We start from the raw sequence: 24,971 nt of genomic DNA, 5'->3' as shown, positions 1-24,971 counted from the left end.
ACGTCGATCGTCGGCGCTGGTGAGCGGCAACGGCGGGGGCGGCTCCGGGGTCATCGAGGCCGTACGCCAGCGACGCACGGTGTTCGTCGACGCCTGGCGGAGCCGGCTGTGGCCGGTGCCCGCCGTTGGGGTGGTGCTGGCGTTCGTTGCCGGAATCGCCGTACCCGAACTCGACGACGTGCTGGACGAGAGCATTCCGCCACGGGTGGCGGACTACATCTTCGGGGGCGGGGCCGACGCGGCGAGGGAGGTCCTCGGGGCGGTCGCGACATCGCTGATCACCGTGACCTCGCTGACCTTCTCGTTGACGGTGGTGACGCTGCAGCTGGCCAGCAGCCAGTACACGCCGCGGCTGTTGCGGACATTCGCCGCGGATCGGTTCGTCCAGCGCACCCTCGCGTTGTTTCTCGCCACGTTCGTTTATGCGCTGACGGTTCTGCGTACCGTCCGCAACGACAACGACGGGAGCGCGGAGTTCGTCCCCCAGATCGCCGTGACGTTGGCCTACCTGCTGGCCATGGCAAGCGTGCTGGCCCTGGTGCTCTTTCTCGGGCATTTGGTCCGCCAGATCCGGATCGAGACGATGCTGGAGCACGTCTGTGCCGACATCAAGGACACCACCCACCGGGTGCTCGACCCGCTCGGGGAACACCCGGACCATGACTTCGCGCCGTCCCCACCCCCGGGTGCGTCGTTGGTCGTCGCTCGATCCTCCGGTTTCCTCGTCGAGGTCGACGAACAGGCCCTGCTGGCTGCGGCGGTCGACGCCGACGCCGTCATCTGGCTCGACCGACCGGTTGGATCCGACGTCCTGGCGGGGGTTCCGGTCGCCTTCTGCTGGTCGGCGACCGGTTCGCTCGACGAGGAGCAGTGGAGCGCGGTGCGCGACCGGGTGGCCGGCGCCCTGAGCGCCGGCATCGAGCGCACCGCCACCCAGGACCTCGGCTACGGACTTCGCCAGCTGGTCGATGTGGTCGTGCGCGCGCTGAGCCCGGGCATCAACGACCCCACCACGGCTGTGCACGGGCTGAATTCGTGCAGCGCGATACTGTGCGAGCTGGCCGGCTACCGCCTGGGGCGCCGCATCCTTCGGGACGGTGACGGCGTCGCGCGGGTGGTGCTGGCCCGGCCGGACCTACCCGACCTTCTCGACCTGGTCTGCAACCAGCCGCAGCTCTACGGCGCATCCGATCCCGCGGTGCTGGCCAGGTTACTGTCGATGCTGCGTGAACTCGCCTGGGTGGTTGTGCTTCCCGCGCACCGCCAGGCGATCGCCGATCGGCTGCTGCGCTTGGAGAGGACGGTCGGCGAGCAGGACCTCGATCGGGCCGACCGCCGCAGTTTGGAACAACTGGCCCATCATGTCCGGGAAGCCCTCGATCGTCGCTGGACCCCTACCTGAGACGTCTGTTCAACGCCGTGGTTCGGCAGGGATGTCCGGCAGTCCCGCCAGCGCTGACCAGTCGCCGATCTTGTCCCCGGCGATGACGCTGAGGGACCCGTCGGTTTCCAGCACCACCGCGGCGATCTGGCTGATGTCACCTTGTCCCGACGACCGGATCGCCTGGCGGATCTCGTCGGCGCTGACCCGTTGACGACGCAGCGCGTCCTCGAGCAGAACGCCCTGCGACACCAGGACCGTCGGCCGCGCAGTCAGCACCGAACGGCCGGCCTTCACCCGTGAGGACACCGTCGCCGCCAGGAACTGCATGGTCGCCAACAACGCGAACGCCGCGGCCCCCTCGACGAACGACACATCGGAGTTCAGCAGGATCGTGGCCAGCGTCGAACCGACCGCCACCGTGACCACCAGGTCGAACGCATTGAGTTTGGCCAACGTGCGCTTGCCCGATATCCGCAGCACCACGATCAGGGTGACGTAGGCGGCAGCACCGACGAGCAGCACCCTGAAAACCTCGCTCCAGGCGTCGAACCACATGCCGCTCAACTCCTTTCGCGCGGTAGGGTCGGCGCGCTCACGCGGCCTCGGCGACCGGCGCAGCGACGTCGACGTGCATCTGTTCCCGCAGCCGGGTCAATGTCGCGTCCAGCAGCCTCGACACCTGCACCTGTGAGATGCCGAGCCGAAGGGCTATCTCCCGTTGTGTCAACCCCTCGAAGAACCGCATACCGAGGATGTCCCGGCGCCGAGGGTCCAGTTCGGCGATGGCCTCACGAAGCATCATCAGGTTCTCCACCGTTTCGTAGCCTGGATCCTCTGCCCCGTGACTCGCGCCGATACCGACCGGCTGTGACCCGTCATCCGGCGAACGGGGTGCATCCAGCGACAGCGGCCGGTAAGCCCAATGGGCGGCATGGGAGTGGGCCACATCGTCGTCGTCGACGCCGAGCTCCCGCGCGAGTTCGGGGTTGGTCGGTGAGCGGTTCAACCGCTGGGAGAGTGTCTCGACCGCGTGCCGCATCTTGAGCTGTGTCTCCTGCACCTTACGGGGCACCCGCATCGACCATGTCCCGTCGCGAAAGTGCCGACGCACCTCGCCACGAATCGTCGGCACCGCGAAGGCCATGAACCGTCCCTTGGCGGGAACGTACCGATCCACGCTCTTGACCAGGCCGATCCGGGCGACCTGGATGAGGTCGTCGGACGGTTCCCCACGACCGACGAACCGATAGGCGATGTGGTCGGCAAGGGGCAGACACTCGGTGATGATCCGTTGTCGGCAGCGGCGGTGTTCGCCGGCAGTGGAGCACGAGCCCAGCCGCTCGAACAGATCCTCGACGGCTGACCAGTCCGGATCTCGGGCGCCGGAATCTCCGGTGTCGGCACAGGTGAGCTCCGCGACGTCCATGGTGGCCTCCTTCGGCGGGCGGAAAGCAGCGGTAAAAGCCTTCCGCGCGGTGGATCGGTCTGCAGTCGGCCTACCCGGATGCGGTACGAAAACCTGACCGGGTGACAATCGTTGCCTAATCGCAACAACTGCGCGGCGACGACCGACGCGAGCCACCCGAAGCTCATGCGATCTGCACAAATCCCACAATTGATTCTTAGGTTGCCGCGGTAGGGCAGCGGCTGTTGACGCGAAACCACTCGCGGTGGGTATCAACCACGCGAGGTGGGGAACATTGCCCGCGGAGCAGACGGCTTGTGATCCAACACAACGGCAGCGAAGGGAGAACATGAGGTCGTCACGAATGCGGAGAAGTGGATTCACGCTGGCGGGAGCGGCAATGCTGACGTTCGGTGTCGGCGGGTGCGGTGAGGACGTGGTGCTGGACTCGTCCAACCGCGGTTCCGGCTCGCACACCGAGACCACCAGCGTCGAGAACGCCTACATCGTGCCGACGTATGTTCCCGGCCTGTGCGAGATCCAGCTCAACGCCGGCGGCGCCATGCGCTTCACCGTCACGAACAACCGCCCGGCCGAGACCGAGCGCCTTCTCGGTTTGTCCACGAGCGCCGCCGAACAGGCGCGGATGATCGGACAGGTGGAGATACCGCCCAAGTCGACCGTCAGCCTCGGCGAGCCGAACGTGGAGCCGGGCGACGATGATGCGAGCCGGCCGGCGGTGTTGCTGGACCGACTGGACCCCGAGCTGCGGCCCGCCACCAACACCGATGTCACGTTCCGGTTCGAACTCGCCGGAGACGTGACGCTGCCGGTACCGGTGGAAGCATGCCCCATCCAGACGCAGTGAGGACCCTCAGCACTCTGTTCGGATCTCGAAGCTGGCGGTGGTGGTTTCAGCCGGGTCGTCGTGATAAAAACCCATCGCCGTTCCCGAAATGGTGAAGGTCCCGTCGGCGATGTCGGCCTCGGCCTCGACGCCGACCGGGGTGGCGGGAGCGGTGGTCTCTGCGTTCCACGAACTGCCTGTGAAACCGCCGAGGTTCTCGATGCGCACCAACCGGGCCACCACCGCGTCACCGGTACGTACCTGCGCGCTGAATCCCGGCGTCTGCTCGAGGGACTTGATGAACCACACCCATTGGACCTGCTCACACCGGACCCGTGGCTTCTCGGCGACCTCAGTGCCGTTGATCAGCACCTCAGCGGTGCGGGTGCCGAGCGCTTCGTAGCTGCTCGAACAGCCCGCGACGACGAGAGCCACAGTCCCCATCGCGACGGCCCACCGACTCGTGCTCATGCGAAGAAGTACCCCAGCGCCGCCGGCCCATACCGTGGGACCGCACCAGTTTCGTGATGCGGCCGCTCAGGTGTCAAGGCGCCGACAGCGGGTATTGGATTGGGCATGAAGGTGCGACTGATATTCGTGGCTGTGGGCGCCGTGGCGCTGCTCGTCGGCATCGTGGGTCTGGTGGTGCCCGTCTCGGTGAGTGCCGGGCAAGGCGAAGCCGTCAGTTGCGGTAGCGCGATCGCTCCCGACCTTTCCGCCGCCCGCGCCAACGACGACGCCAGCGAGGCGAACGTGCCGGTCTTCGGCGAGGTCCTGGTGGACCCGAACTACGTCCGGCTGTGCGAGAAGGACCTCGAGGACCGAAGGCTGTGGACGATCACGCTCGGCGCCGTCGGAGCCCTCACAATCGTCGCCGTGCTGACGCAGGGCGCGGTGTCTGGCAGAGCGAAGTCATCGCGCTGAATGCACTGTCGTCGGCTGCGACGGTGACGTTTTGCACGGTAGTAGCCGGCATGGCTACGTGCAGACACGCGCGCTCGCGGTGAAGGAAACTAGGTCAGCCGCGAAAGCAGCTCGGCCACAACGGCGTCGGCGGCGATGTCCGCCTGCTCACCGTTGGAGAGGTTCTTCACGCCGATTGTGCCCGCCTCGATGTCGCGGTCACCGGCCACCAGCGCCAGCGACGCTCCCGACCGGTCGGCGGCACGCATGGCGCCCTTGAGTCCCCGGTCCCCGTAGGCCATGTCGACGCGCACGCCGGCACCGCGAAGTGTCGCGGCCAGAACCGCCAACTCCAGCTTGGCCCGCTCCCCCAACGGCACGCAGTACACATCGACCCGACCGGCCGAAGCCACCGTCTTTCCCTCCGCGCGCAGCGCCAGCAGGGTCCGGTCGACACCGAGGCCGAACCCGATGCCGGACAGATCCCGACCTCCCAACTGGTGCATCAGACCGTCGTAGCGGCCACCGCCGCCGATACCGGACTGCGCTCCCAGACCGTCGTGCACGAACTCGAACGTCGTCTTGGTGTAGTAGTCCAACCCACGCACCATCCGCGGGTTGATCACGTACGGCACCCCCAACGCATGGAGGTGCGCGAGCACCGTCTCGAAGTGTTGCTTGGCCGCATCGGACAGGTGGTCGATCATCACCGGGGCGTCCGCGGTCATCTCCTGCATCTTCGGGCGTTTGTCGTCGAGCACCCGAAGTGGGTTCAGTTGGACCCGCCGCTGCGTTTCTTCGTCCAAGTCCAACTTGAAGAGGAAGTCCTGCAACAGCTCCCGATACTGCGGGCGGCAGCTGTCGTCGCCGAGGGAGGTGAGTTCCAGTCGGAACCCGTCGAGTCCCAGTGACCGGAACCCGGCGTCGGCGACGGCGATAACCTCCGCGTCCAGAGCGGGGTCGTCGACACCGATCGCCTCCACCCCGACCTGTTGCAGCTGACGGTACCGACCCGCCTGGGGGCGTTCGTAGCGGAAGAACGGACCCGAGTAGCAGAGCTTGACGGGCAATTGCCCGCGATCGAGACCGTGCTCGATCACCGCGCGCATCACCCCCGCGGTGCCCTCCGGGCGCAGCGTGACCGAGCGGTCACCGCGGTCGGCGAAGGTGTACATCTCCTTGGAGACGACGTCGGTGGACTCCCCGACGCCCCGCGCGAACAGCGCGGTGTCTTCGAAGATGGGCAACTCGATGTCGCCATAGCCGGCCCGCCGGGCGGCGCCGAGCAGGCCGCTGCGCACGGCGACGAACTCCCCCGACTCCGGCGGGACATAGTCGGGAACGCCCTTGGGGGCCTGAAAGGAGACAGAAGGACCACGGTCAGTCACGGATTCAAACCTTCGAGGAACGGGTTGGTACGGCGTTCGGCGCCGATGGTGGTGCGTTCGCCATGCCCCGGTAGTACCAGGGTGTCGTCGTCGAGCACCAATAGTTTTGTCACGATAGACGTCAGCAGATCACGACCGCTGCCGCCAGGCAGGTCGGTGCGGCCAACCGACTGGCGAAACAGCGTGTCGCCGGTGAAGGTCACCGCGCCCGGCCCGTCGCCGAGGCCGCCGTCGACGCGGAACACGACCGATCCCTGCGTGTGCCCCGGTGTGTGGTCCACCGCAACCGTGACGCCGCCCAGTTCGATCTTGTCGCCGTCGCGATCGAGTTCGATCACCTGTCTGGGCTCTCGGAACATGGCGCCGAGCGCCACCCGACCCACGCCGGCGAACAGCCCCTGCCCGAACCCCTTGAGCGGGTCGGTGAGCATGACACGATCCGCCGGATGGATGTAGACGGGGCAGCCGTAGGTGTCGCCCACCTTCTGGGCCGACCACATGTGGTCGATGTGGCCGTGGGTGAGCAACACCGCCGAAGGCGTGAGCCGGTTCTCGTCCAGAATTCGGCGCAGCGGCCCCATCGCCCGCTGACCGGGGTCCACCACGACGGCGTCGGCGCCGGCCCTGGGGGCGAGCACATAGCAGTTGCACGCCAACATGCCCGCCGGGAATCCGGTGATCAACACTGTTCCAGCTTCCCACGTCCAGTTCCCGTCGCTGTTCACGAGGGTCGCGGCCGCCGTGCTCGGCAGCAGCTGGCACACTCGGTGCCGACCGGATCGAACGCGAGGAGGAACCGGCGGTGCCGACCAACGAACAACGGCGTGAGACAGCCAAGCGCAAGCTCGAGCGGCAACTCGAGCGACGGGCCGAGAACGAACGCAAACGCCGTCTGTACACGATCATCGGATCGGCGGTGGCTGCGGTCGTGGTGATCGGTGCCGTGGTGGCGACCATCGTCCTCACCAATCGCGAGTCCGGTGAGCAGACCGCGTCGCCGACCGGCACCACCGCGGCCCCCTCGGAGGCGTCGCCGCTCGATGCGCCGGAGCCGGCACAGGCCGGTGGGCTGCCGCCGTTCGAGGCTCCCGAGGGCCTGGGAAGCGACTGCCAGTACCCGGCCTCGGCAGAGGAGGCCAGCAAGCCCAACGATGCGCCGCGCGCCGGTCGGGTGCCGACCGAGCCCGCGCAGGTCAGCGCCAGCATGGCAACCAACCAGGGCAACATCGGACTGCAGCTGGACAACGCCAAGTCACCGTGCACCGTCAACAGCTTCGCGAGCCTGGCCCAACAGGGTTGGTTCGACGACACCCCGTGCCACCGGCTGACGACCAGCGAATCACTGGCGGTTCTGCAGTGCGGCGACCCCACCGGCGAGGGCACCGGCGGCCCCGGATACCAGTTCGCCAACGAGTACCCGACAAACCAGTACCAGCCCGACGATCCGGCACTGATGCAGCCCGTGGTCTACCCGCGGGGCACGTTGGCCATGGCCAACGCGGGGCCGGGCACCAACGGCAGCCAGTTCTTCCTGGTGTTCAGGGATTCGCAGCTGCCGCCGAACTACACGGTGTTCGGCACCATCGACGAGACCGGCCTGCAGACACTGGACAAGATCGCAGCCGAAGGGACGGTCGACGGTGGTCCGGACGGCCCGCCGCAGCTCGACGTCAACATCGAGTCGATCGCCCTGGACTGATCCGGACGCAGTGACCGCCCCGCCGCCGGGGTGGTCGGGAGGGCTCAGGCTGCCGAGGTGACGCGGTAGACGTCGTAGACGCCTTCGACGTTGCGGACCACGTTGAGCACATGGCCCAGGTGCTTGGGGTCGCCCATCTCGAAGGTGAACCTACTGATCGCCACCCGGTCGTTCGACGTCGTCACCGATGCCGACAGGATGTTGACCTTCTCGTCGGCCAGCACCCGGGTGACATCCGAGAGCAACCGGTGCCGGTCGAGCGCCTCGACCTGGATCGCCACCAGGAACACCGACGACGGAGACGGCGCCCACTGTACGTCGATGATGCGTTCGGACTGCTCCTGCAGCGATGTGGCGTTCGTGCAGTCGGTGCGGTGCACACTGACTCCCCCACCGCGCGTCACGAATCCCATGATGTTGTCGCCGGGCACCGGGGTACAGCACTTGGCGAGCTTGGTCAGCACCCCCGGAGCTCCGGGGACCGCGACCCCGACATCGTCGGTGCTGCGTTGCCGCATCGGCATGGTGGCCGGCGTGGAGCGTTCCGCCAACTCGTCGGCGGCCTCGTCGTCACCGCCGAGCTGGGCGACGAGTCGCTGGACGACGTGACGCGCCGAGACGTGCCCCTCGCCGACCGCGGTGTAGAGCGCGGAGACGTCGAGATAGCGGAGCTCACGCGCCAACGCCCCCATGGACTCGCCGGTCATCAACCGCTGCAACGGAAGTCCGCCGCGGCGCACCTCCCGGGCGATCGCGTCCTTCCCGGCTTCCAGGGCTTCCTCACGGCGCTCCTTGGCGAACCACTGCCGGATCTTGGCCTTCGCCCGCGGCGACACCACGAACATCTGCCAGTCCCGTGACGGGCCCGCGTTGGGCGCCTTGGACGTGAAGATCTCTACCAGTTCCCCGTTTTCGAGCTTGCGCTCCAGCGCCACCAGTCGCCCGTTGACCCGAGCGCCGATGCAGCGGTGTCCGACCTCGGTGTGCACCGCATACGCGAAATCCACCGGCGTGGATCCGGCGGGCAGGGTGACCACATCACCCTTCGGCGTGAAGACGAAGATCTCCTGGACCGCCAGGTCGTAGCGCAGTGACTCGAGGAATTCCCCTGGGTCCGCCGCCTCCCGCTGCCAGTCCAGCAGCTGCCGCATCCAGGCCATGTCGTCGATCTCGGCGGCGGCATGGCCGGTCGGTAATCCGTTGCGGCCCTTGACTTCTTTGTAGCGCCAGTGCGCAGCGATGCCGTACTCGGCGGTACGGTGCATGTCGCGGGTGCGGATCTGCACCTCCAGCGGCTTACCCTCGGGCCCGACGACGGTGGTGTGCAGCGACTGGTACACCCCGTAGCGCGGCTGGGCGATGTAGTCCTTGAAGCGACCCGCCATCGGCTGCCACAGCGAGTGCACCACCCCGACAGCCGCGTAGCAGTCCCGGATCTCGTCGCACAGGATGCGCACGCCCACCAGGTCGTGGATGTCGTCGAAGTCGCGCCCCTTGACGATCATCTTCTGGTAGATCGACCAGTAGTGCTTGGGCCGGCCCTCCACCACCGCGCTGATCTTCGACGCGGTGAGCCTGGCGTTGATCTCGGCCCGCACCTTGGCCAGATAGATGTCGCGCGACGGCGCCCTGCCGGCGACCAGGCGCACGATCTCCTCGTACTTCTTCGGGTGCAGGATCGCGAAGGAAAGATCCTCGAGCTCCCATTTCACCGTCGCCATACCCAGCCGGTGTGCCAGTGGCGCAATCACTTCCAGTGTTTCGCGGGCTTTACGGGCCTGCTTCTCCGGGGGCAGGAATCGCATGGTGCGCATGTTGTGCAACCGGTCTGCGACCTTGATCACCAACACCCGCGGATCCCGCGCCATCGCGATGATCATCTTGCGGATGGTCTCGCCCTCAGCCGCGTTGCCCAGCGTCACCCTGTCCAGCTTGGTGACGCCGTCGACGAGGTGGCCGACCTCGGTGCCGAACTCCTCGGTCAGCGCCTCCAGCGTGTACCCGGTGTCTTCGACGGTGTCGTGCAGCAACGCCGCGATCAGCGTGGTGGTGTCCATCTCCAGCTCGGCCAGAATGTTGGCGACGGCCAGCGGGTGGGTGATGTACGGGTCCCCGGAGCGGCGCAACTGGTCGGCGTGACGCTGCTCGGCAACCTCGTAGGCCCGCTGCAGCAGGGTGAGGTCCGCCTTCGGGTAGATCTCCCGGTGCAGGGCGACCAGCGGCTCGAGCACCGGGTTGACGGTGCCGCGCTGCGAGGTCATTCGGCGCGCCAACCTGGCCCGCACCCGCCGCGAGGCGCTTGAGGCGGCCTTGGACGGATCGGCCTTGGCCAGCTCCATCGGCTGGGTCTCGGGGCTCTGCACTCCCACGCCGGCCGGCGGTTGCTCGGCCTGGGACGGGCGGGGGTCCTCGCCGGCCATGCTCACCTCCGATGCTGTGCTCTTCGCAGGATATCCGCTCAGACGGTGTACAGGCTGGTGACCGGCAGCGGATCGAGCACCGCGCGACCCCCCAGAGCGGCCAGCTCCAGCATCACCACCGCCCCGATCACCTGTGCTCCCGCGGCGGTGAGCAACTGATTGGTGGCGGTCAGAGTCCCGCCGGTCGCGAGCACGTCGTCGATCACCATGATCTTGCGCCCCGCCAACTCGATTCCCTCGGCGGGAACCTCCAGTGTCGCAGTGCCGTACTCGAGGCTGTAGGTCTCGCTGAGCACCGGCGGCGGCAGCTTGCCGCCCTTGCGCACCGCCAGCACACCGATACCCAGCTCGAGGGCGACCGCGCCGCCGAGCAGGAACCCGCGGGCGTCCACACCGGCCACCAGGTCCGCGCCGCGGGCGAGCTCGGCGATCGCCGTGCTGACCTCGGCGAGACCACGGGCGTCGGCGAGCACCGGGGTCAGATCCTTGAACTGGATGCCCGGCTCGGGAAAGTCGGGCACTTCACGCAGCAGCGACGCGATGACCTGCGCCACCCCTGTGGTGCTCACTGGCTCAGCCGCCAACGGTCCATGTTCCACCCCGCACCCCATCGCGTCGGATTCGTGCTCACCGCAAACATCTTCGTCGACGTCACCAGTGTCCGCTGCTGACGGTACAGCGGCAGCGTCGGCATGTCGGCCCACAGGATCTGACCTCCCTCACCGAGCAGCCGGGCGAGCTCCTTGGGGTCGGAGATCACAGCCACCGTCGAGATGATGCCGTCGATGCGCTCGTTGGTGTACCGCGGCAGGTTGTTGCCGTTACCGCTGTGCAGGCTGTAGGCGTCCATGATCGACGAACCCGACGAGCCACTGCCCGCCGCGCCGCCGACGCTGGCGATCAACACATCGATCTCGTTGTCGCGCAACGCAAGCGGTCCGACATCCTCATCCGCGACGTCCTCGACTGTGACCCCCGCCGGTGCGCACGCGCTCGCGATGGAACCCACCATGGCGGCGAGCCGGGCGTTCGGCGTCTGGTAGCCGATCCGCACCGTCAGGGGCTCGCCGCCCAAGGCATCGCGGGCGGCATCGGGGTTCGCGGCCATGAACTGTGCGGCCTCCGGCGGGGTCTCGGCCACTCCGTAGGCATCCTCGGTCGCGGCGTTGAGGCGCGAATCGAAGACCGGAACCGACGCGTTGCGCGCGATGACGTCCCTGGGTGTGCACAGCGCCAGTGCCCGGCGGGCGGGCACTGCCGCCAGCGGGCCCTGCGGGGCGAAGATCAACTGCTCGACGCCGGCCGACGGCGCATCGGTCCGCTCGTAGTCGTCGGGCAGGTTCAGCGTGCCCGACGATCCGGCGGTGATGTCGACGACGTCGTAGGCACCCTCGTTCACCCGGTCCTGCAGATCGGCGCTGCGGGGCCAGACGGTGACCCTGCCGGTGATCGGTGCGGCGCCCCACCACTGGTCATTGGCCACCAGCACCACCGCGCCCTCGGCGGTCACCGAATCCAGCTTGTAGGGCCCCGACGAGGGGAAACGACTCAGGTCCGGATCGGGGGTCAGGTCCCACAGGGTGTTCCAGGCCTGGGCGATGCGCTCGACGACCGGCCCGTCGTTGTTGAGCAACGCCGTCGTCACCCCGCCGTCGCCGAGACCGAGTTCGTCGGCGATGACGTGCGACGGCATCAGCGAGGTCGCGGCGAACAGCTGGCCGTAGTCGGTGAACGGGCGGTCCTGCGCGAAGGACACCCGCGCCTTCTTCTGCCCCGGCGCGCAGTCGATCGCGGCGATGTCGGTGTATCCGGCCCGATTGGCCGCGTCGAACCACGGAAACCGGCCCGACTGCGACACCCACGCCAGCACCATGTCGTCGCAGGTGATCGGCTTGCCGTCGGAGTACACCGCCTCGGCCTTGATCTCGTAGTCGAGGATCAGTGGCGTCCGGCCCACCACAGAGACGCTGCCGAAATCGTGGTCGCCGACCATCTGGCCGTCCGGGCCGTGGTAGTTGAAGCCGGTCAGCACCCGGGCGAAAGCGGCGGGGCCGCCGGACGCCGCACCGACGACGGTGTTGGTGTTGTAAGTGGTCAGCTTCCCGTCGACGACATAGTCGATGGAGTCCGCGGCGGTCTCTGAGCATGACGTGAGGCCCAGCACACCCACCACTGCCAGTACCGCTGACAGCAAGGTGGTGCGACGCGGGATCAGACGGTGGGTCATCGGACCTACCGCCCCTAACGCTTTCCTGGGCTTCGCTTACCCGACGGTCGCCCGGTCCTGCTCGAGGTGGGCCGGACTGGCCGCGCACCCGGCGCCGGCTTGTCCGGTGGCAGTGGCGCGGGCGCGGCCGGCGTAGCGACCGAGGCGGGCTCGGCATCGGGGCGCTCGTTCTCGCCGTCGATGTGTGATTCCGCGTCGGCCGACTTCGCCGCGGCGGCCTGGCGCCGGTTGAGCACCTTGGTGGTGTGCTTGCGCACCAGCTCGGTGCGTTCCCGCAGGCTCACCAGCAGCGGGGTGGCAAAGAAGATCGACGAGTACGTTCCGACGATCACGCCGACGAACTGGACCAACGCCAGGTCCATCAGCGTGCCGACGCCCAGCAGCCACACCGCGATGACCATCAGTGCCACGATCGGCAGCACCGAGATGAGGCTGGTGTTGATCGAACGCATGAAGGTCTGGTTGACCGCCAGGTTGGCCTGCTCGGCGAAGGTACGTCGGGTGGTGTGCTCGAACCCCTGGGTGTTCTCCTCGACCTTGTCGAACACGATGACGGTGTCGTACAGCGAGAAGCCCAGGATCGTCAGCAACCCGATCACCGTGGCCGGGGTGACCTCGAACCCGACGAGCGCGTACACGCCGGCGGTGACCAGGAGATCGAACACCAGCGTGGTCAGGGCGGCGACCGCCATGTAGCGCTCATAACGCACGGTGATGTAGATCGCCGCCAAGATGAGGAACACGACCAGTGCGATGAGAGCCTTCTGGGTGATCTGGCCGCCCCAGGTCTCTGAGACGGCGGAATCGCTGATCGCCTGCCTGCTCGGCTCACCGTCGGCACCCCGCGGCTGGAACTCCTCGAACAGCGCCGTGCGCAGTTCCTCGGTCTCCTCGTTGCTCAACGTCTCGGAACGGATCTGGAACGTCGCCGTTCCGCCGCTGCCGACGACCACCACCGACTCGGGAGCCCGGCCGATCGTCTCGCTGAATACCTGCTCGACCTGCTGTGTGGTCGCCTGCCCGTCACCACGTGGCATCGAAACCTTCGTGCCGCCCTCGAAGTCGATACCGAAGGTGAAGCCCCGCAACAGGATTGCCCCGAGAGAGATGGCGACGATGACGGCGGTGACAGCGTACCAGAATTTGCGCCGGCCCATGACCTCGAACGCGCCGGTACCGGTGTAGAGGCGGACGAAGAAGCCGTGCTTCGGCCCGTCGTTCACCGTGAGCTCGGGGTCGGGTGCCTCGACTGCGCTTGAAGTGGCCGTCTCACCGCGGTTGTGCCTGGCGGCCATCTGCTATCCCCGTCCCGCGGCGTGTGCCGCCGCTCGGCGTTCGCGTGCGATCTGCTGGACGGCTCCCAACCCGTTGAGGGCCGGCTTGGCCATCGTCGTGGACTTGGACGCGAGATAGGCCAGCGGCCACGTCACCAGGAACACGACGACGACGTCGAGGATCGTGGTCAGGCCCAAGGTGAACGCAAAACCCTTCACCTGGCCGACCGCCAGGAAGTACAGCACTGCAGCGGCCAGGAACGTGACGGCGTTGCCGGACAGGATCGTCTTGCGCGCCCTGGCCCAGCCGCGCGGAACCGCGGACCGGAAGGAGCGGCCCTCGCGTATCTCGTCCTTTATTCGCTCGAAGAACACCACGAACGAGTCCGCCGTCATACCGATGCCGATGATCAGACCCGCGATGCCGGCCAGGTCCAAGGTGTAGTTGATCCATCTGCCGAGCAGCACCAGGATCGCGAAGACCATCGCGCCCGAGGCCACCAGGGACAGCGCGACGAGCAGGCCCAGTGCCCGGTAGTAGAGCAGCGAGTACAGCAGCACTGCCGCCAGACCGACCGCGCCGGCGATCAGTCCCGCACGAAGCGAAGACAAGCCCAGGGTGGCAGAGACAGTCTCGGCCTCCGAGGACTCGAAGGACAGCGGCAGCGAACCGTACTTGAGCACGTTGGCCAGTTCCCGCGCCGAATCTGCGGTGAACTGCCCGGTGATCTGGGTGCGGCCGCCCGGGATGGCCTCCTGGATCTGCGGGGCACTGACCACCTGCGAATCCAGCACGAACGCGGTTTGGGTGCCGACGTTGGCCGCGGTGAAGTCGGCCCACACGTCTCCGGCATCGCTCTTGAACTCCACGTCGACGACGTTCTCGCCGCGCTGCTGGTCCATCCCGGAGGTGGCGTTGGCGATCCCCTCGCCGCTGATGATCGAGCTGTCCAGCAGATAGACCTCGTCACCGTCGACCGAGCAGGTCACCAACGGCAGGTTGGGGTCATCGTTGCCCGCGAGTACATCCTCTTCCCCGCAGCGGGTCGCCTGGAACTGCATCGCCAGGATCTGGATCGCCTGCTCGCCGCTCTGCCGCAGCTGCTTCTCGTCCTGGATTCGCTGCGCCAGAGGCGCGTCCTCGTTCTGCAGCACCCCGGGTCCCGCACCCGGGTCCGGCTCGGGTCCTGCACCCGGGTCCGGCTCGGGTCCTGGTGACGGGCTCGGGGCCGGTTGCGCGGGGAAGGGACGCGGTTGCGGCGTCGGGGGGGCTTCGGCCGGTGGTGCGCCCGGGACCGCGCCCGGCGGCATCCCCGGGACCGCGCCCGGCGGCATCCCCGGGACCGCGCCCGGCGGCATCCCCGGGACCGCGCCCGGCGGCATGCCGGGCGGAGGCGCTTCCTGCGGCGGACCGGCGCCCTCGGCCGGAATCGCGTGGATCACCGGCCGGATGTAGAGCCGTGCCGTCTGCCCGAGGCTGCGGGCCTCGCTGCCGTCGTTGCCGGGCACGGTGATCACGAGGTTCTGCCCGTCGATGATCACTTCCGAACCCGACACGCCCAGGCCGTCGACGCGGGCGCTGATGATCTGTTGCGCCTGGTTCAACGCATCCTGGGTCGGCGGCGAACCGTCGGGAGTGCGCGCGGTCAACGTGACCCGGGTGCCGCCCTGCAGATCGATACCGAGCTTGGGGTCCGGTTCTTTGTTTCCGGTGAAGAACACCAGCAGGTAGGCGCCGATGACCAGCACCAGGAACACGGCCAGGTAGCGGGCAGGGTGCACCGGCGTCGAAGGCGATGCCACGTGTAAGGGTCTCCTAGAGATCAGTTCGTCAGGTACCGCGCAGGGCGCAGAGGCTCACAAAGACTACGTGCTGCGACTGAGCGTCAGCTGTCAGTCTTGGTGTTCCGGCTCTCGGTGATCTCCGTGGCCTCTTCGAAGTCGTCGTCCCCGGCGCCCTCGACCTCGTCGGCGTCGTCCACATCGTCCACGATGCGGTCCCGCACCGCCAGCTTCATCCAGGTGGTGACGACGCCGGGGGCGATCTCGAGGTCGACGTACTCGTCGCCCAGGGCCGTGATGGTCCCCTGCAGGCCCGAGGTGGTGTGGATGCGGTCGCCGACCTCCAGCGAGTTGTGCAGGTCGATGGTGGCCTGCATTGCCTTCTTCTGGCGCCGGGACGCGAAGTACATGAACGCGCCCATGACGATGAGCAATGGGAGGAAGATGATCAGGTCCATGGCAGCCGTGTCTTTCGTATCGGTCTCGCGGTCACGGCTCCCGAACCCGCGGGTGGGGGCCGCATCTATGAAGAAGCTGTTGACCAGTGTGCCATTGCGACCCATCGCGTTCGCGTCCCCGGGTCGGCTGCCGCGGCCCTGCACCCGGGTCGCCGGTGGTTCGGTGTTCGCGATCCCGGGCGTCGGCGCGACGAAATCCGTTGCCGCTGTGCCATGTCACCCATCTTCCCGGCACGAGCAGTCGCGGTTGCCGACGGATCAATGCACGTTGCGGCTAGGCTCGAACCAGCACGCGGCAGTCGAATTCTTCCGTTTCAATACGGGCATCCAGGAGGTTTCCAGTTGAGCACCCTCGAGCAGAGCCGCCACCTCGTCACCGAGATTCCCGGCCCGCTGTCAGCCGAGCTGATCGCCCGCAAGAGTGCGGCGGTCGCCCGCGGCGTGGCCAACACGATGCCCGTGTACGCGGCGCGGGCGTTCGGCGGGATCGTCGAGGATGTCGACGGTAACCGGCTCATCGACCTGGGCTCGGGTATCGCGGTCACCACCATCGGCAACTCCTCGCCCCGGGTCGTCGAGGCGATCGCCGAGCAGGCCGGCAAGTTCACCCACACCTGCTTCATGGTGACTCCGTATGAGAAATACGTCGCCGTGGCCGAGGCGCTCAACCGGCTCACCCCGGGCACCGGTGAGAAACGGTCGGCGTTGTTCAACTCCGGATCAGAGGCCGTCGAGAACGCGGTCAAGATCGCCAGGACCTACACCGGCAGGCAGGCCGTCGTCTCCTTCGACCACGCCTACCACGGCCGAACCAACCTGACGATGGCGCTCACGGCCAAGTCGATGCCCTACAAGCACGGGTTCGGTCCGTTCGCGCCGGAGATCTACCGCGCGCCGATGTCCTACCCGTTCCGCGACGCCGAATTCGGCAAGGAGATGGCCACCGACGGCGAACTCGCCGCCAGGCGGGCGATCAGCGTCATCGACAAGCAGGTGGGTGCCGACAACCTGGCCGCGGTGATCATCGAGCCGATTCAGGGAGAAGGTGGCTTCATCGTTCCCGCCGACGGCTTCCTGCAGGCCGTTCTGGATTGGTGCCGAGCCAATGACGTGGTGTTCATCGCCGACGAGGTGCAGAGCGGGTTCGCGCGCACCGGCGCTATGTTCGCGTGCGAACACGAAGGCATCGTGCCCGACCTGATCGTCTCGGCCAAGGGCATTGCCGACGGGATGCCCCTGTCGGCGGTCACCGGACGGGCCGAGATCATGGACGCGCCGCACGTCAGCGGTCTGGGCGGAACCTACGGCGGCAACCCGGTGGCCTGCGCGGCCGCTTTGGCGACCATCGAGACCATCGAGGCCGAGGGCCTGGTTCAGCGCGCGGCTCAGATCGAGGCGCTGATGAAAGACAAGCTCGGGCGGATGCAGGCCGAGGACGAGCGCATCGGCGACGTGCGCGGGCGCGGCGCGATGATCGCGGTAGAACTGGTCGAGCCGGGCACCACCGAACCCGACGCGGAGCTGACCAAGAAGCTGTGCGCCTCCGCGCACCGCGCAGGGGTGATCGTGCTGTCGTGCGGGACGTTCGGCAACGTGCTGCGATTCCTGCCGCCGCTGACGATCAGCGACGAACTGCTGCTCGAGGGGGTCGACGTGATCGCAGGCATCCTCGCCGAACTCCGCTGACACCGTCGAGGGAACGCACCGATGACCACTGTCCGCAACTTCATCGCCGGTGAGCTCGTCGACTCGGTGACCGGGGCCACCATGCCCCTGGTCGACCCGAGCACCGGCGAGAGGTACGGCAGCGCGCCGATCTCCGGCGAGCAGGACATCGACAACGCCTATCGGGCCGCCGCCAAGGCGTTCACGGACTGGAAGCGCACCACCCCGTCGCACCGGCAGAAGGCGCTACTCGACTTCGCCGACGACGTGGAGAGGGCGGCAGAGGACCTGGTCGCCGCGGAGGGCCGCAACACCGGCAAGCCCTGTCACGTCACCAGGGCCGAAGAGATCCCGCCGATGGTCGACCAGATCCGCTTCTTCGCCGGCGCCGCGCGCATCCTCGAGGGCAAGTCGGCCGGTGAGTACATGGCCGAGCACACGTCGTGGATCCGCCGGGAGCCGGTCGGCGTGATCGGGCAGGTCGCGCCGTGGAACTACCCGATGATGATGGCCATCTGGAAGTTCTGCCCGGCCATCGCGGCGGGCAACACCGTGGTGATCAAACCCAGCGACACCACACCGGTGTCGACGGTGATGCTCGCCGAACTGGCGGCCCGCCATCTTCCGCCCGGGGTGCTCAACGTCGTCACCGGTGATCGGGTGACCGGCGCCAACCTGGTGGCCCACCCGACACCGCAGATGGTGGCGATCACCGGGTCGGTGGCAGCGGGTAAGGCCGTCGCGGTCAGCGCCGGCGGCAACCTCAAACGCACACACCTGGAGTTGGGCGGCAAGGCGCCGGTGATCGTGTTCGACGACGCCGATCTCGCGGCCGCGGCCGAAGGCATCGCGACCGCCGGGTATTTCAACGCCGGGCAGGACTGCACGGCAGCCACCCGGGTGCTGGCGTCGGGGTCGATCGCCGCGGACCTGACCGCTGCGTTGGCCGAGCAGGCCCGAGCCGCGACGACGACCTTCGGCCGACCTGCAGACGACGAGGACGCTTGGGTGCCACCGGTCAACAACGTCAACCAGATGGAGCGGGTGCTGTCCTTCTTCTCCGACGTCCCGTCACACGCCACGGTCGCCGTCGGAGGTAACCGCCAGGGCGACACCGGTTTCTATGTGGAACCGACCGTGGTCGGCGGGCTCCGCCAAGAGGACAGGTTGATCCAGCAGGAGATCTTCGGACCGGTGATCACGGTGCAGTCCTTCGCCGACGAGGAGGAGGCGATCACCTGGGCCAACGGTGTGGAGTACGGACTCGCCTCCTCGGTGTGGACCAAGGACGTGTCCCGCGCGCTGCGGGTCTCCAACGCGCTGGACTTCGGCTGCGTGTGGATCAACACCCACATCCCGCTGGTCGCCGAGATGCCCCACGGCGGGTTCAAGTCGTCGGGACACGGCAAGGACCTGTCGATGTACGGGCTGGAGGACTACACCCGGATCAAACACGTCATGGCTTACACGGGCTGAGCGGCCCAGAAGTCGGCCAGCGCTCCCGCCACGGTCTGCCGGTCGACGAGAAGGGGCGAGGAATGCCCGGACCCTTCGGCAGCGCGGACGCGCGCGTCGACCATGGTGTCCGCGACGGCCTGCGCATCGGCGGGCCGCCAACCGGTGATGTCGGCACGACCGGCGATGAGCAGAGTCGGAACGGTGATCTTCGCCATGTCGGCCCCCATGTCCGGGCGCTCGAGCATCATCGACCGCATCGCGTGGAACATGGCGGATTTCTGCGCTGCGGTGAACGCGCTCATCACAGAGCGCGCGAGATCGGGTGCCTCGATTGAAGATTCGGCGCCCACCAGCGCCTCCGACAGCGGCTTGAGGAGCAGCGGGGTCGGACCCGTCACCCGGTAGATCTGCACCAACGGCCACGCCTTTGTCCACTTCTCGGCGCGACGCAGCGCATGAGCGGGAGTGCCGATCGTGGTCAGTGTCCGGATTCGGCTCGAAGGCGTTGAGTTCGGAGAGCAGATCGCCGCACGGCAGCCGGCACCGGTCGGCCACCACAAAAGCCCCCGGTCGCACCCTCTCGGAGGTGCGACGGGAGCCCTTGTGGTGGCCGGCGCTAGTGGTGACTCAGCGTGCGGTCACGGCGATCGCCGCGGAACATGTTGCGCCAGCTACGGCCACCTTCGGTGGCCTTGTGATCGGCCGCGTGACCCGCCGTGGCGGTGTCGCCGGAGGCGTCGTCGGAGGTGTCGTCGGACACCACGGTCTGCGGACCCGTGTCGCCGGTGACGGCGTGGTCACTCGATACCCCGTGGTCGGCCGACTCCAGCGGCCTCTGGGCGTACTCGACGTCGCGGACGCTACGTACCGACAGCCGACCCAACCCCAGCGCTCCCAGGAACACGACCACCGCGCCGAGTCCGTAGAAATAGGTCAACTCCAGCCAGACCTGCTTGGTCTCGGCTGCGGCGACCGGCGTCCCGGCGTCGCCCAGCCCGAGCGGGCCTGCCAATGCACGGCCCACCACGAACCATGCACCGCCGGCGACGGCCAACCAGCTACCGAGCATCGCGGCGGCGCGGTTGCGCGACGCCAACAGGATCAGGCCGCCGGCCACGACCACCACGCCGGGCAAAACCTCGAGCCAACCCCGGGCGTTGGTCCACGCCCACGGTCGGTCCGGGCTGAACGCGAAGTCGAAGTACGGGCCCACGAACGGAATGAGCGCACCCCAGGCGCCCAGAAGTATCAGCAGGAACCCGCTGGCTGCGCCACGGCTACGGGCAATCTTCATCCGGCCGCCCCGGGGGCCTTCCGGATGCTTCGATCCGATCATGATTCCTCCTCTTGAGTGGAAGACGAGTACCCGACAGCGAACGCAGGTAATCCCGATGGGGGGTGGTTTACCGCTTTGAGACCAACCGGCCGAACCCCCGCCGGACCGGCGGAACCGGCGGTCAGCGCACACGCTCGACGATGTCGACAACGGCGGCGGCCACGACCGCCGGTTGGTAGAGCATCATGCTGTGGCCACTGCCCGGCACCAGCACGTTGACCGCGCCCAGCGCGGCGGCCAGCATGTCGTTGGCTCGCCGGATCTGGGCCTGGGTGTAGGTGTCCTCGGTCAGTTGTTCGGGGGGCGGGAACCGATCACCGGTGAGCACCACTGACGGCACCCGGGGCAGCGGCGGCGCGGCCGCCACGGCAGCGAAGGCGCCCTCGAACCAGACGCCCTCGGCGTCGGCACCCTTCCCGTGACGGCCGCTCTCGAAGAAGGCGGAGTTCTGTGACGAAGTGCCCAGCTCCGGCAGGAATTCCGACGTGGGCTCGACGAACACCAACCCGGAGACCAAGTCGGGGCGCTGGCGCGCCAGGAGGTCGAGGATCAGCCCACCGTAGGAGTGGGCCACGAACACCAACCGCCCGGTGAGGCCGGCTGCGGCGATGAGAGCGACAACGTCGTCGACGTCCCCTTGCAGGTGGTGAGGCTGCGCAACCGGGGTGGACCGCTGCTCACCGTCCGGCCGGGTGTCGGGCCGGTCGTACACGCAGACCCGAGTGGTCCTGGCCACCGTCGGCTGCGCCGCCTCCGGACTGGGAACCACGTCGGCCCGGTCGATCATGTCGAAACGCGATTCCCGGATCGGATCGTCGGCCGGGATGACGTGGTTCCAGGCCTCGGCGTAACTGCCGAGGCCCGGGATCACGAACACCGTCGGCGATCCGGACCCCTGACACTGCAGGAACAGCGAGCGCCCGGCCCCGATGTCGACAGCACCGGGTGTCGCGGCCACCGGATCGGCAGAACTGCGGACGCAACCCATGGTGATCACGAGCACCACCGTGATCACCCAGAACGAACGCCACGTCACCGCGCGGGCGCCCTCGTCAATCGAACAGTCCGGTCTGCCCCAGTCCGGAGACCCCACTCGGCGGGGTGATGCCAAGGTGCGTCCAGGCCAGCGCGGTGGCGACGCGTCCACGCGGCGTACGCGCGATCATGCCCGCGCGCACCAGGAACGGCTCACACACCTCCTCGACGGTCGCGGCTTCCTCCCCCACCGCCACCGCGAGCGTCGACACCCCCACCGGGCCGCCGGCGAAGCTGCGCGTCAGCGCCGAGAGCACCGCGCGGTCGAGTCGGTCCAGCCCGAGTTCGTCGACGTCGTAGACGGCCAGCGCGTACTTGGCGATGTCGCGGGTGATCACGCCGTCGGCGCGCACTTCGGCGTAGTCGCGAACCCTGCGCAGCAACCGGTTGGCGATGCGGGGCGTGCCGCGGGACCGGCGGGCGATCTCGGCTGCGGCGTCGGCACCCAACTCGATGCCGAGGATGCCTGACGAGCGGGCCAGCACCCGCTCGAGTTCGCCGGGCTCGTAGAAGTCCATGTGTGCGGTGAAACCGAAGCGGTCACGAAGCGGGCCGGTCAGTGCGCCCGACCGGGTGGTGGCGCCGACCAGGGTGAACGGTGCGACCTCCAACGGGATCGACGTGGCGCCTGGACCTTTGCCGACGACCACGTCGACGCGGAAGTCCTCCATCGCCAGGTAGAGCATCTCTTCGGCGGGCCGGGCGATCCGGTGGATCTCGTCGATGAACAACACGTCGTGCTCGACGAGGTTGGACAGCATCGCGGCCAGATCTCCGGCACGCTCCAGCGCAGGCCCGGAGGTGACACGCAACGACGTACCCAGCTCCGCGGCGATGATCATCGCCAGCGACGTCTTGCCCAGACCGGGTGGCCCGGACAGCAGGATGTGGTCGGGGGTGCCGCCGCGGTTCTTGGCTCCCTCGAGCACCAGTTGAAGCTGCTCGCGGACGCGGGGCTGGCCGATGAACTCGCCGAGCGAACGGGGCCGCAGGCTGGCGTCGATGTCACCCTCACCGACCGTCAGCGCGGCGGAGACCTCACGGTCGGAGGTGTCCTCGTGGTCTTCCTCGTCGAACCGGCCCATCACTTCCTACCCAGCATCGACAGCGCCGAGCGCAGCGCACCCGACTGGTTGGCGCCGGGGTCGTCGGCGAGCACCTTGTCGGTGGCCTCTTCAGCCTGCTTGAGCGCGAACCCGAGGCCGACGAGCGCCTCGACCACCGGCCCGCGCACGGTGTGCCCGCCGGCCGAGGAGGCACCGGTCGGGGTCACCACACCCACCTTGTCCCGCAGCGTCAGCACCAACAGCTCGGCAGTTTTTTTGCCCACCTTGGGAATTCGGGTCAATGCGGTGACGTCGCCGTCGCCGATCGCCTGCCGCAGCGTGGGGCCGTCGTACATCGCCAGGGCGCCGAGAGCGATGCTGGGCCCGATCCCGGAAACCCCGATCAGGGTGAGGAACAGGTTGCGAGCGTCGGCATCGGCGAAGCCGTACAACGTCATCGAGTCCTCGCGGACGATCATCGCGGTGATCAGCCGGGCTTCGGATCCGCGGCGCAGGGTGGCCAACGTCGCGGGGGTCGCCATCACCTTGTAACCGACGCCGGCAGCGTCGATGACCGCGTGGTCGAGGGCGATGTCGAGGACCTCACCCCGTACCGCGGCGATCACGTACCGCTCCGAGACATCTTGATCGGCACCGGCTTCGCCTCAGCCTTGGCCGCTTTCAGCGTGGCCTGGTACTTGCGGCGCTGCTCGGCCGCCAGCGCCTCCGCCTCGGCCATCCTGGCGATCATCGGCGCCCGCCAGCAGTGGCAGATCGCCAGTGCGAGAGCGTCGGCCGCGTCGGCAGGTGTCGGTTTCTGTTGCAGGGTGAGGATTCTCGTGACCATCTCGGTGACCTGCGCCTTGCCCGCGCGTCCGTTGCCGGTGACAGCGGCCTTGACCTCACTGGGGGTATGGAAGTGCACGTCGATGTCGCGGCGGGCCGCAGCCAGGGCGATCACCCCGGCGGCCTGGGCGGTGCCCATCGCGGTGGAGGCGTTCTGGTGCGCGAAGACCCGTTCGACGGCGATCACGTCGGGGCGGTGGGTGTCCATCCAGTGCTCGACGGCGTCGCTGATGGTGAGCAGGCGGTGCGCCAACGGATGGTCGGCCGGGGTGCGCACCACGTCGACATCGAGCGCGATCACCTGGCGGCCCTTGCCGCTCTCGATGACCGATAGCCCGCACCTGGTCAGCCCGGGGTCGACTCCCATCACCCGCACGTCAGCCCCTTCGTCAGAACATCTGTTCGAGAGCTTAGTGGCTGCCGCCGACCACAGCGGGCAAGGACACGCGGCTGATCTCAGGTCGCCCGGTGCGCCCCGTCCAATTGCGCGGAGATCAACGACACCCACCGACGCACCTGTGTCGCGTCGCGCCAGTCCCCCGCTCTGGTCTTCGCCATCATGCTCGCCGGGAATCCCGTGGTGTCCGGGCTGAGGCGGCCACCGAACGTCACGTGCCCACGGGCGCCGACGCGGGCCATGAGTTTGCGAACCTGTGGCGTCGCTGCGATCTCGTGCTGTGCCGCGGTCTCGTCGAGGGGCCCGCTGCTGACCAGCCAAACCGGCAACTCGCTGAGAGCAGCACGATTTCGCCGAACGAATCGCCGGGCGTCGTGGTGCCACCGGTTTGCGTAGAGCGCTCCGGCGACGATCACCGCCTCCGCGCCCGCAAGAGTGGAGACCTCACGAGCCGGTGACAGCACGACCTCGTGACCGACCGCGGTCAGCGCCTCCCCGATCATGGCGGCCAGACCGGCGGTGCCGCCCCGTCGTGATCCGTAGGCCACGAGGATGCGGGTCACCTGTCTTTCCCGACCGCTGATGCGCCCGGCGTCGAGGACCCGACGGCATCGGCGTCGATCTGTCGCAGCGTGGCCCGCATGATGTGCCCGACGAACGGCCGGACCACTCGCCAGTAACGCAGAAAACGCCGGCGGGAGTCGGAATCGGTTGTCACGGTGCGGCATTCGTAGCTGAGCAGCGTGGCGGCGCCGTAGGGCCGGACGGACAGGTTCGCAGCGATCTTGCCCCAGCCGGGTTCGTCGAAGTCCGCGAAGTCGGCAACGGCGACATCTCGCCATTCGATCGCGGGCTGCCAGAATCTGCCTACCGCGCCGAAGGCGATCTCGCGGTTCAGCCGTTCACCCAGGAACGTCCACCCGGGCAGGCCCATGTCCTCTCTGATGACGAGCTCGGGAACCGGCGGCGCAGCCTTGCCGACCATCCGGGCCGGCAGAGCCCGCAGCCACATCGACACGTCCAGTAGAGGTGAATGCACGGTCAGTAGATCAAGGTTCCTGGCAGCGGTGAAGGTCTGGCCCGGGTCGGTCGCGATCACCAGATGTTCGGCAATCACCGCGTCGTAGGTGGGCATCATCGAGTCGATGACAAGTTCTTCGGTGTCTTCTTCGGTGTCGTAGCCGGCCATGACTGACACTGTGGTTCAGGCGGACCGACGGGGCCTAGGGCCTATGGTCACCGCGACGGCGATCTGCGAGTTTCTGCGCGGTCAATGGAGGTCGGCGGCCGTCTGCACCACGTCCCATTGGCCGCCATCGCCGGCGTCCCCCTGTGCCCGAGCCCACTCGGTCAGCTCGGTCATGCGCTGCCGAACTGCGCCAGCCGCGCACCCGTTCGCGG

At 67.9% G+C, this 24,971-nt stretch carries 25 protein-coding genes; 6 read left to right on the top strand and 19 right to left on the bottom strand.

The annotated features are described in order from the left end of the window. The first annotated feature begins 19 nt into the window (after positions 1–19). Positions 20–1,402: a DUF2254 domain-containing protein gene (locus BEMPMBAN_RS05180; protein ID WP_234897301.1), complete on the top strand. Its 1,383-nt coding sequence runs from the start codon at positions 20–22 to the stop codon at positions 1,400–1,402. Positions 1,403–1,411: 9 nt separating this feature from the next. Here BEMPMBAN_RS05180 and BEMPMBAN_RS05175 read toward each other — a convergent pair whose 3' ends face one another. Both BEMPMBAN_RS05175 and BEMPMBAN_RS05170 read right to left on the bottom strand, forming a co-directional pair. Next, positions 1,412–1,939: a DUF421 domain-containing protein gene (locus tag BEMPMBAN_RS05175; RefSeq protein ID WP_159229321.1), complete on the bottom strand. Its 528-nt coding sequence runs from the start codon at positions 1,937–1,939 to the stop codon at positions 1,412–1,414. 37 nt (positions 1,940–1,976) lie between these two features. Continuing rightward, a complete protein-coding gene (locus BEMPMBAN_RS05170) occupies positions 1,977–2,810 on the bottom strand; it encodes a SigB/SigF/SigG family RNA polymerase sigma factor (protein ID WP_159229320.1) in 834 nt (277 codons plus the stop codon). A 343-nt stretch (positions 2,811–3,153) separates the two neighbouring features. On the opposite strand from BEMPMBAN_RS05170, the gene BEMPMBAN_RS05165 reads away from it, so the two are divergent. Beyond that, a complete protein-coding gene (locus BEMPMBAN_RS05165) occupies positions 3,154–3,657 on the top strand; it encodes a copper chaperone PCu(A)C domain-containing protein (RefSeq protein ID WP_234897300.1) in 504 nt (167 codons plus the stop codon). Between the two features lie 6 nt (positions 3,658–3,663). Here BEMPMBAN_RS05165 and BEMPMBAN_RS05160 read toward each other — a convergent pair whose 3' ends face one another. Further along, positions 3,664–4,107 (bottom strand): lipoprotein LpqH, encoded by a 444-nt coding sequence (locus tag BEMPMBAN_RS05160; RefSeq protein ID WP_159229318.1) that lies wholly within the window; start codon positions 4,105–4,107, stop codon positions 3,664–3,666. 105 nt (positions 4,108–4,212) lie between these two features. On the opposite strand from BEMPMBAN_RS05160, the gene BEMPMBAN_RS05155 reads away from it, so the two are divergent. Beyond that, the gene (locus tag BEMPMBAN_RS05155; protein WP_159229317.1) at positions 4,213–4,560 is read left to right on the top strand and encodes a hypothetical protein; all 348 of its coding nucleotides are present in this window, start codon (positions 4,213–4,215) and stop codon (positions 4,558–4,560) included. A gap of 89 nt (positions 4,561–4,649) precedes the next feature. Here BEMPMBAN_RS05155 and hisS read toward each other — a convergent pair whose 3' ends face one another. Both hisS and BEMPMBAN_RS05145 read right to left on the bottom strand, forming a co-directional pair. Beyond that, positions 4,650–5,927 (bottom strand): histidine--tRNA ligase, encoded by a 1,278-nt coding sequence (gene hisS, locus BEMPMBAN_RS05150; protein ID WP_159229316.1) that lies wholly within the window; start codon positions 5,925–5,927, stop codon positions 4,650–4,652. Continuing rightward, positions 5,924–6,613 carry an MBL fold metallo-hydrolase gene (locus BEMPMBAN_RS05145; RefSeq protein ID WP_159229315.1) on the bottom strand — a complete coding sequence of 230 codons (690 nt, stop codon included), beginning with the start codon at positions 6,611–6,613 and terminating at the stop codon, positions 5,924–5,926. The genes hisS and BEMPMBAN_RS05145 overlap by 4 nt, the downstream gene beginning before the upstream one ends. 116 nt (positions 6,614–6,729) lie before the next feature. On the opposite strand from BEMPMBAN_RS05145, the gene BEMPMBAN_RS05140 reads away from it, so the two are divergent. After that, the gene (locus BEMPMBAN_RS05140) at positions 6,730–7,626 is read left to right on the top strand and encodes a peptidylprolyl isomerase (RefSeq protein WP_159229314.1); all 897 of its coding nucleotides are present in this window, start codon (positions 6,730–6,732) and stop codon (positions 7,624–7,626) included. Positions 7,627–7,670: 44 nt separating this feature from the next. Here BEMPMBAN_RS05140 and BEMPMBAN_RS05135 read toward each other — a convergent pair whose 3' ends face one another. From BEMPMBAN_RS05135 to yajC, 6 genes are all read right to left on the bottom strand, one after another. Further along, complete coding sequence (locus BEMPMBAN_RS05135) at positions 7,671–10,046, bottom strand: RelA/SpoT family protein (RefSeq protein WP_159229313.1); 2,376 nt, start codon at positions 10,044–10,046, stop codon at positions 7,671–7,673. Positions 10,047–10,084: 38 nt separating this feature from the next. Then, positions 10,085–10,657 carry an adenine phosphoribosyltransferase gene (locus BEMPMBAN_RS05130; protein WP_425294930.1) on the bottom strand — a complete coding sequence of 191 codons (573 nt, stop codon included), beginning with the start codon at positions 10,655–10,657 and terminating at the stop codon, positions 10,085–10,087. Beyond that, the gene (locus BEMPMBAN_RS05125; RefSeq protein ID WP_159229311.1) at positions 10,612–12,273 is read right to left on the bottom strand and encodes an ABC transporter substrate-binding protein; all 1,662 of its coding nucleotides are present in this window, start codon (positions 12,271–12,273) and stop codon (positions 10,612–10,614) included. The genes BEMPMBAN_RS05130 and BEMPMBAN_RS05125 overlap by 46 nt, the downstream gene beginning before the upstream one ends. Before the next feature lie 14 nt (positions 12,274–12,287). Further along, a complete protein-coding gene (gene secF, locus BEMPMBAN_RS05120) occupies positions 12,288–13,568 on the bottom strand; it encodes a protein translocase subunit SecF (RefSeq protein WP_159229310.1) in 1,281 nt (426 codons plus the stop codon). A 3-nt stretch (positions 13,569–13,571) separates the two neighbouring features. Further along, positions 13,572–15,350, bottom strand: coding sequence for a protein translocase subunit SecD (gene secD, locus BEMPMBAN_RS05115; protein ID WP_159229309.1), 1,779 nt, complete (start codon positions 15,348–15,350; stop codon positions 13,572–13,574). Between the two features lie 83 nt (positions 15,351–15,433). Next, positions 15,434–15,787, bottom strand: a complete 354-nt coding sequence (gene yajC, locus BEMPMBAN_RS05110) for a preprotein translocase subunit YajC (protein ID WP_159229379.1) — start codon at positions 15,785–15,787, stop codon at positions 15,434–15,436. 342 nt (positions 15,788–16,129) lie between these two features. Between yajC and gabT the strand changes: the two genes are divergently transcribed. Together gabT and BEMPMBAN_RS05100 are read left to right on the top strand one after the other, a co-directional pair. Continuing rightward, positions 16,130–17,473, top strand: coding sequence for a 4-aminobutyrate--2-oxoglutarate transaminase (gene gabT, locus BEMPMBAN_RS05105; protein WP_159229308.1), 1,344 nt, complete (start codon positions 16,130–16,132; stop codon positions 17,471–17,473). A 21-nt stretch (positions 17,474–17,494) separates the two neighbouring features. After that, positions 17,495–18,928 (top strand): aminobutyraldehyde dehydrogenase, encoded by a 1,434-nt coding sequence (locus BEMPMBAN_RS05100; protein ID WP_159229307.1) that lies wholly within the window; start codon positions 17,495–17,497, stop codon positions 18,926–18,928. On the opposite strand, the gene BEMPMBAN_RS05095 is transcribed toward BEMPMBAN_RS05100, so the two are convergent. The 8 genes from BEMPMBAN_RS05095 to BEMPMBAN_RS05060 all read right to left on the bottom strand — a co-directional run bounded on the left by BEMPMBAN_RS05095 (position 18,916) and on the right by BEMPMBAN_RS05060 (position 24,759). Beyond that, positions 18,916–19,323, bottom strand: a complete 408-nt coding sequence (locus tag BEMPMBAN_RS05095; RefSeq protein WP_200845877.1) for an alpha/beta fold hydrolase — start codon at positions 19,321–19,323, stop codon at positions 18,916–18,918. The genes BEMPMBAN_RS05100 and BEMPMBAN_RS05095 overlap by 13 nt on opposite strands. A gap of 203 nt (positions 19,324–19,526) precedes the next feature. Continuing rightward, a complete protein-coding gene (locus tag BEMPMBAN_RS05090; RefSeq protein ID WP_159229306.1) occupies positions 19,527–20,246 on the bottom strand; it encodes a hypothetical protein in 720 nt (239 codons plus the stop codon). Positions 20,247–20,367: 121 nt separating this feature from the next. Further along, on the bottom strand, positions 20,368–21,282 hold the full coding sequence (locus BEMPMBAN_RS05085) for an alpha/beta fold hydrolase (RefSeq protein WP_234897299.1): 915 nt from the start codon (positions 21,280–21,282) through the stop codon (positions 20,368–20,370). Between the two features lie 16 nt (positions 21,283–21,298). Then, entirely contained in the window at positions 21,299–22,366 is a 1,068-nt protein-coding gene (ruvB, locus tag BEMPMBAN_RS05080; RefSeq protein WP_159229305.1) for a Holliday junction branch migration DNA helicase RuvB, read from the bottom strand. Further along, positions 22,366–22,953 carry a Holliday junction branch migration protein RuvA gene (ruvA, locus tag BEMPMBAN_RS05075; protein ID WP_159229304.1) on the bottom strand — a complete coding sequence of 196 codons (588 nt, stop codon included), beginning with the start codon at positions 22,951–22,953 and terminating at the stop codon, positions 22,366–22,368. The genes ruvB and ruvA overlap by 1 nt, the downstream gene beginning before the upstream one ends. Further along, positions 22,950–23,549, bottom strand: coding sequence for a crossover junction endodeoxyribonuclease RuvC (gene ruvC, locus BEMPMBAN_RS05070; RefSeq protein WP_159229303.1), 600 nt, complete (start codon positions 23,547–23,549; stop codon positions 22,950–22,952). Before ruvC ends, ruvA begins: the two co-directional genes overlap by 4 nt. 80 nt (positions 23,550–23,629) lie before the next feature. Further along, positions 23,630–24,133: a flavodoxin domain-containing protein gene (locus BEMPMBAN_RS05065; RefSeq protein WP_159229302.1), complete on the bottom strand. Its 504-nt coding sequence runs from the start codon at positions 24,131–24,133 to the stop codon at positions 23,630–23,632. Continuing rightward, complete coding sequence (locus tag BEMPMBAN_RS05060; protein ID WP_159229301.1) at positions 24,130–24,759, bottom strand: hypothetical protein; 630 nt, start codon at positions 24,757–24,759, stop codon at positions 24,130–24,132. Before BEMPMBAN_RS05060 ends, BEMPMBAN_RS05065 begins: the two co-directional genes overlap by 4 nt. Positions 24,760–24,971 lie beyond the last annotated feature (212 nt).

The organism is Mycolicibacterium austroafricanum (genome assembly GCF_902705885.1).
In the GTDB taxonomy this organism is placed as follows: domain Bacteria; phylum Actinomycetota; class Actinomycetes; order Mycobacteriales; family Mycobacteriaceae; genus Mycobacterium; species Mycobacterium vanbaalenii_A.
The sequence above is the reverse complement of the archived record's forward strand: the minus strand, read 5'-3'. Positions and strand labels throughout refer to the sequence as shown.

What these genes read in the sequence shown, in the direction of transcription:
- BEMPMBAN_RS05175 (WP_159229321.1), bottom strand. Translation starts at nt 1,939, where the DNA reads ATGTGGTTCGACGCCTGGAGCGAGGTTTTCAGGGTGCTGCTCGTCGGT.
- BEMPMBAN_RS05170 (WP_159229320.1), bottom strand. Translation starts at nt 2,810, where the DNA reads ATGGACGTCGCGGAGCTCACCTGTGCCGACACCGGAGATTCCGGCGCC.
- BEMPMBAN_RS05165 (WP_234897300.1), top strand. Translation starts at nt 3,154, where the DNA reads ATGCGGAGAAGTGGATTCACGCTGGCGGGAGCGGCAATGCTGACGTTC.
- BEMPMBAN_RS05160 (WP_159229318.1), bottom strand. Translation starts at nt 4,107, where the DNA reads ATGAGCACGAGTCGGTGGGCCGTCGCGATGGGGACTGTGGCTCTCGTC.
- BEMPMBAN_RS05155 (WP_159229317.1), top strand. Translation starts at nt 4,213, where the DNA reads ATGAAGGTGCGACTGATATTCGTGGCTGTGGGCGCCGTGGCGCTGCTC.
- BEMPMBAN_RS05135 (WP_159229313.1), bottom strand. Translation starts at nt 10,046, where the DNA reads ATGGCCGGCGAGGACCCCCGCCCGTCCCAGGCCGAGCAACCGCCGGCC.
- BEMPMBAN_RS05130 (WP_425294930.1), bottom strand. Translation starts at nt 10,657, where the DNA reads ATGGGGTGCGGGGTGGAACATGGACCGTTGGCGGCTGAGCCAGTGAGC.
- BEMPMBAN_RS05125 (WP_159229311.1), bottom strand. Translation starts at nt 12,273, where the DNA reads ATGACCCACCGTCTGATCCCGCGTCGCACCACCTTGCTGTCAGCGGTA.
- secF (WP_159229310.1), bottom strand. Translation starts at nt 13,568, where the DNA reads ATGGCCGCCAGGCACAACCGCGGTGAGACGGCCACTTCAAGCGCAGTC.
- yajC (WP_159229379.1), bottom strand. Translation starts at nt 15,787, where the DNA reads ATGGACCTGATCATCTTCCTCCCATTGCTCATCGTCATGGGCGCGTTC.
- BEMPMBAN_RS05100 (WP_159229307.1), top strand. Translation starts at nt 17,495, where the DNA reads ATGACCACTGTCCGCAACTTCATCGCCGGTGAGCTCGTCGACTCGGTG.
- BEMPMBAN_RS05090 (WP_159229306.1), bottom strand. Translation starts at nt 20,246, where the DNA reads ATGATCGGATCGAAGCATCCGGAAGGCCCCCGGGGCGGCCGGATGAAG.
- ruvB (WP_159229305.1), bottom strand. Translation starts at nt 22,366, where the DNA reads ATGGGCCGGTTCGACGAGGAAGACCACGAGGACACCTCCGACCGTGAG.
- BEMPMBAN_RS05060 (WP_159229301.1), bottom strand. Translation starts at nt 24,759, where the DNA reads ATGGCCGGCTACGACACCGAAGAAGACACCGAAGAACTTGTCATCGAC.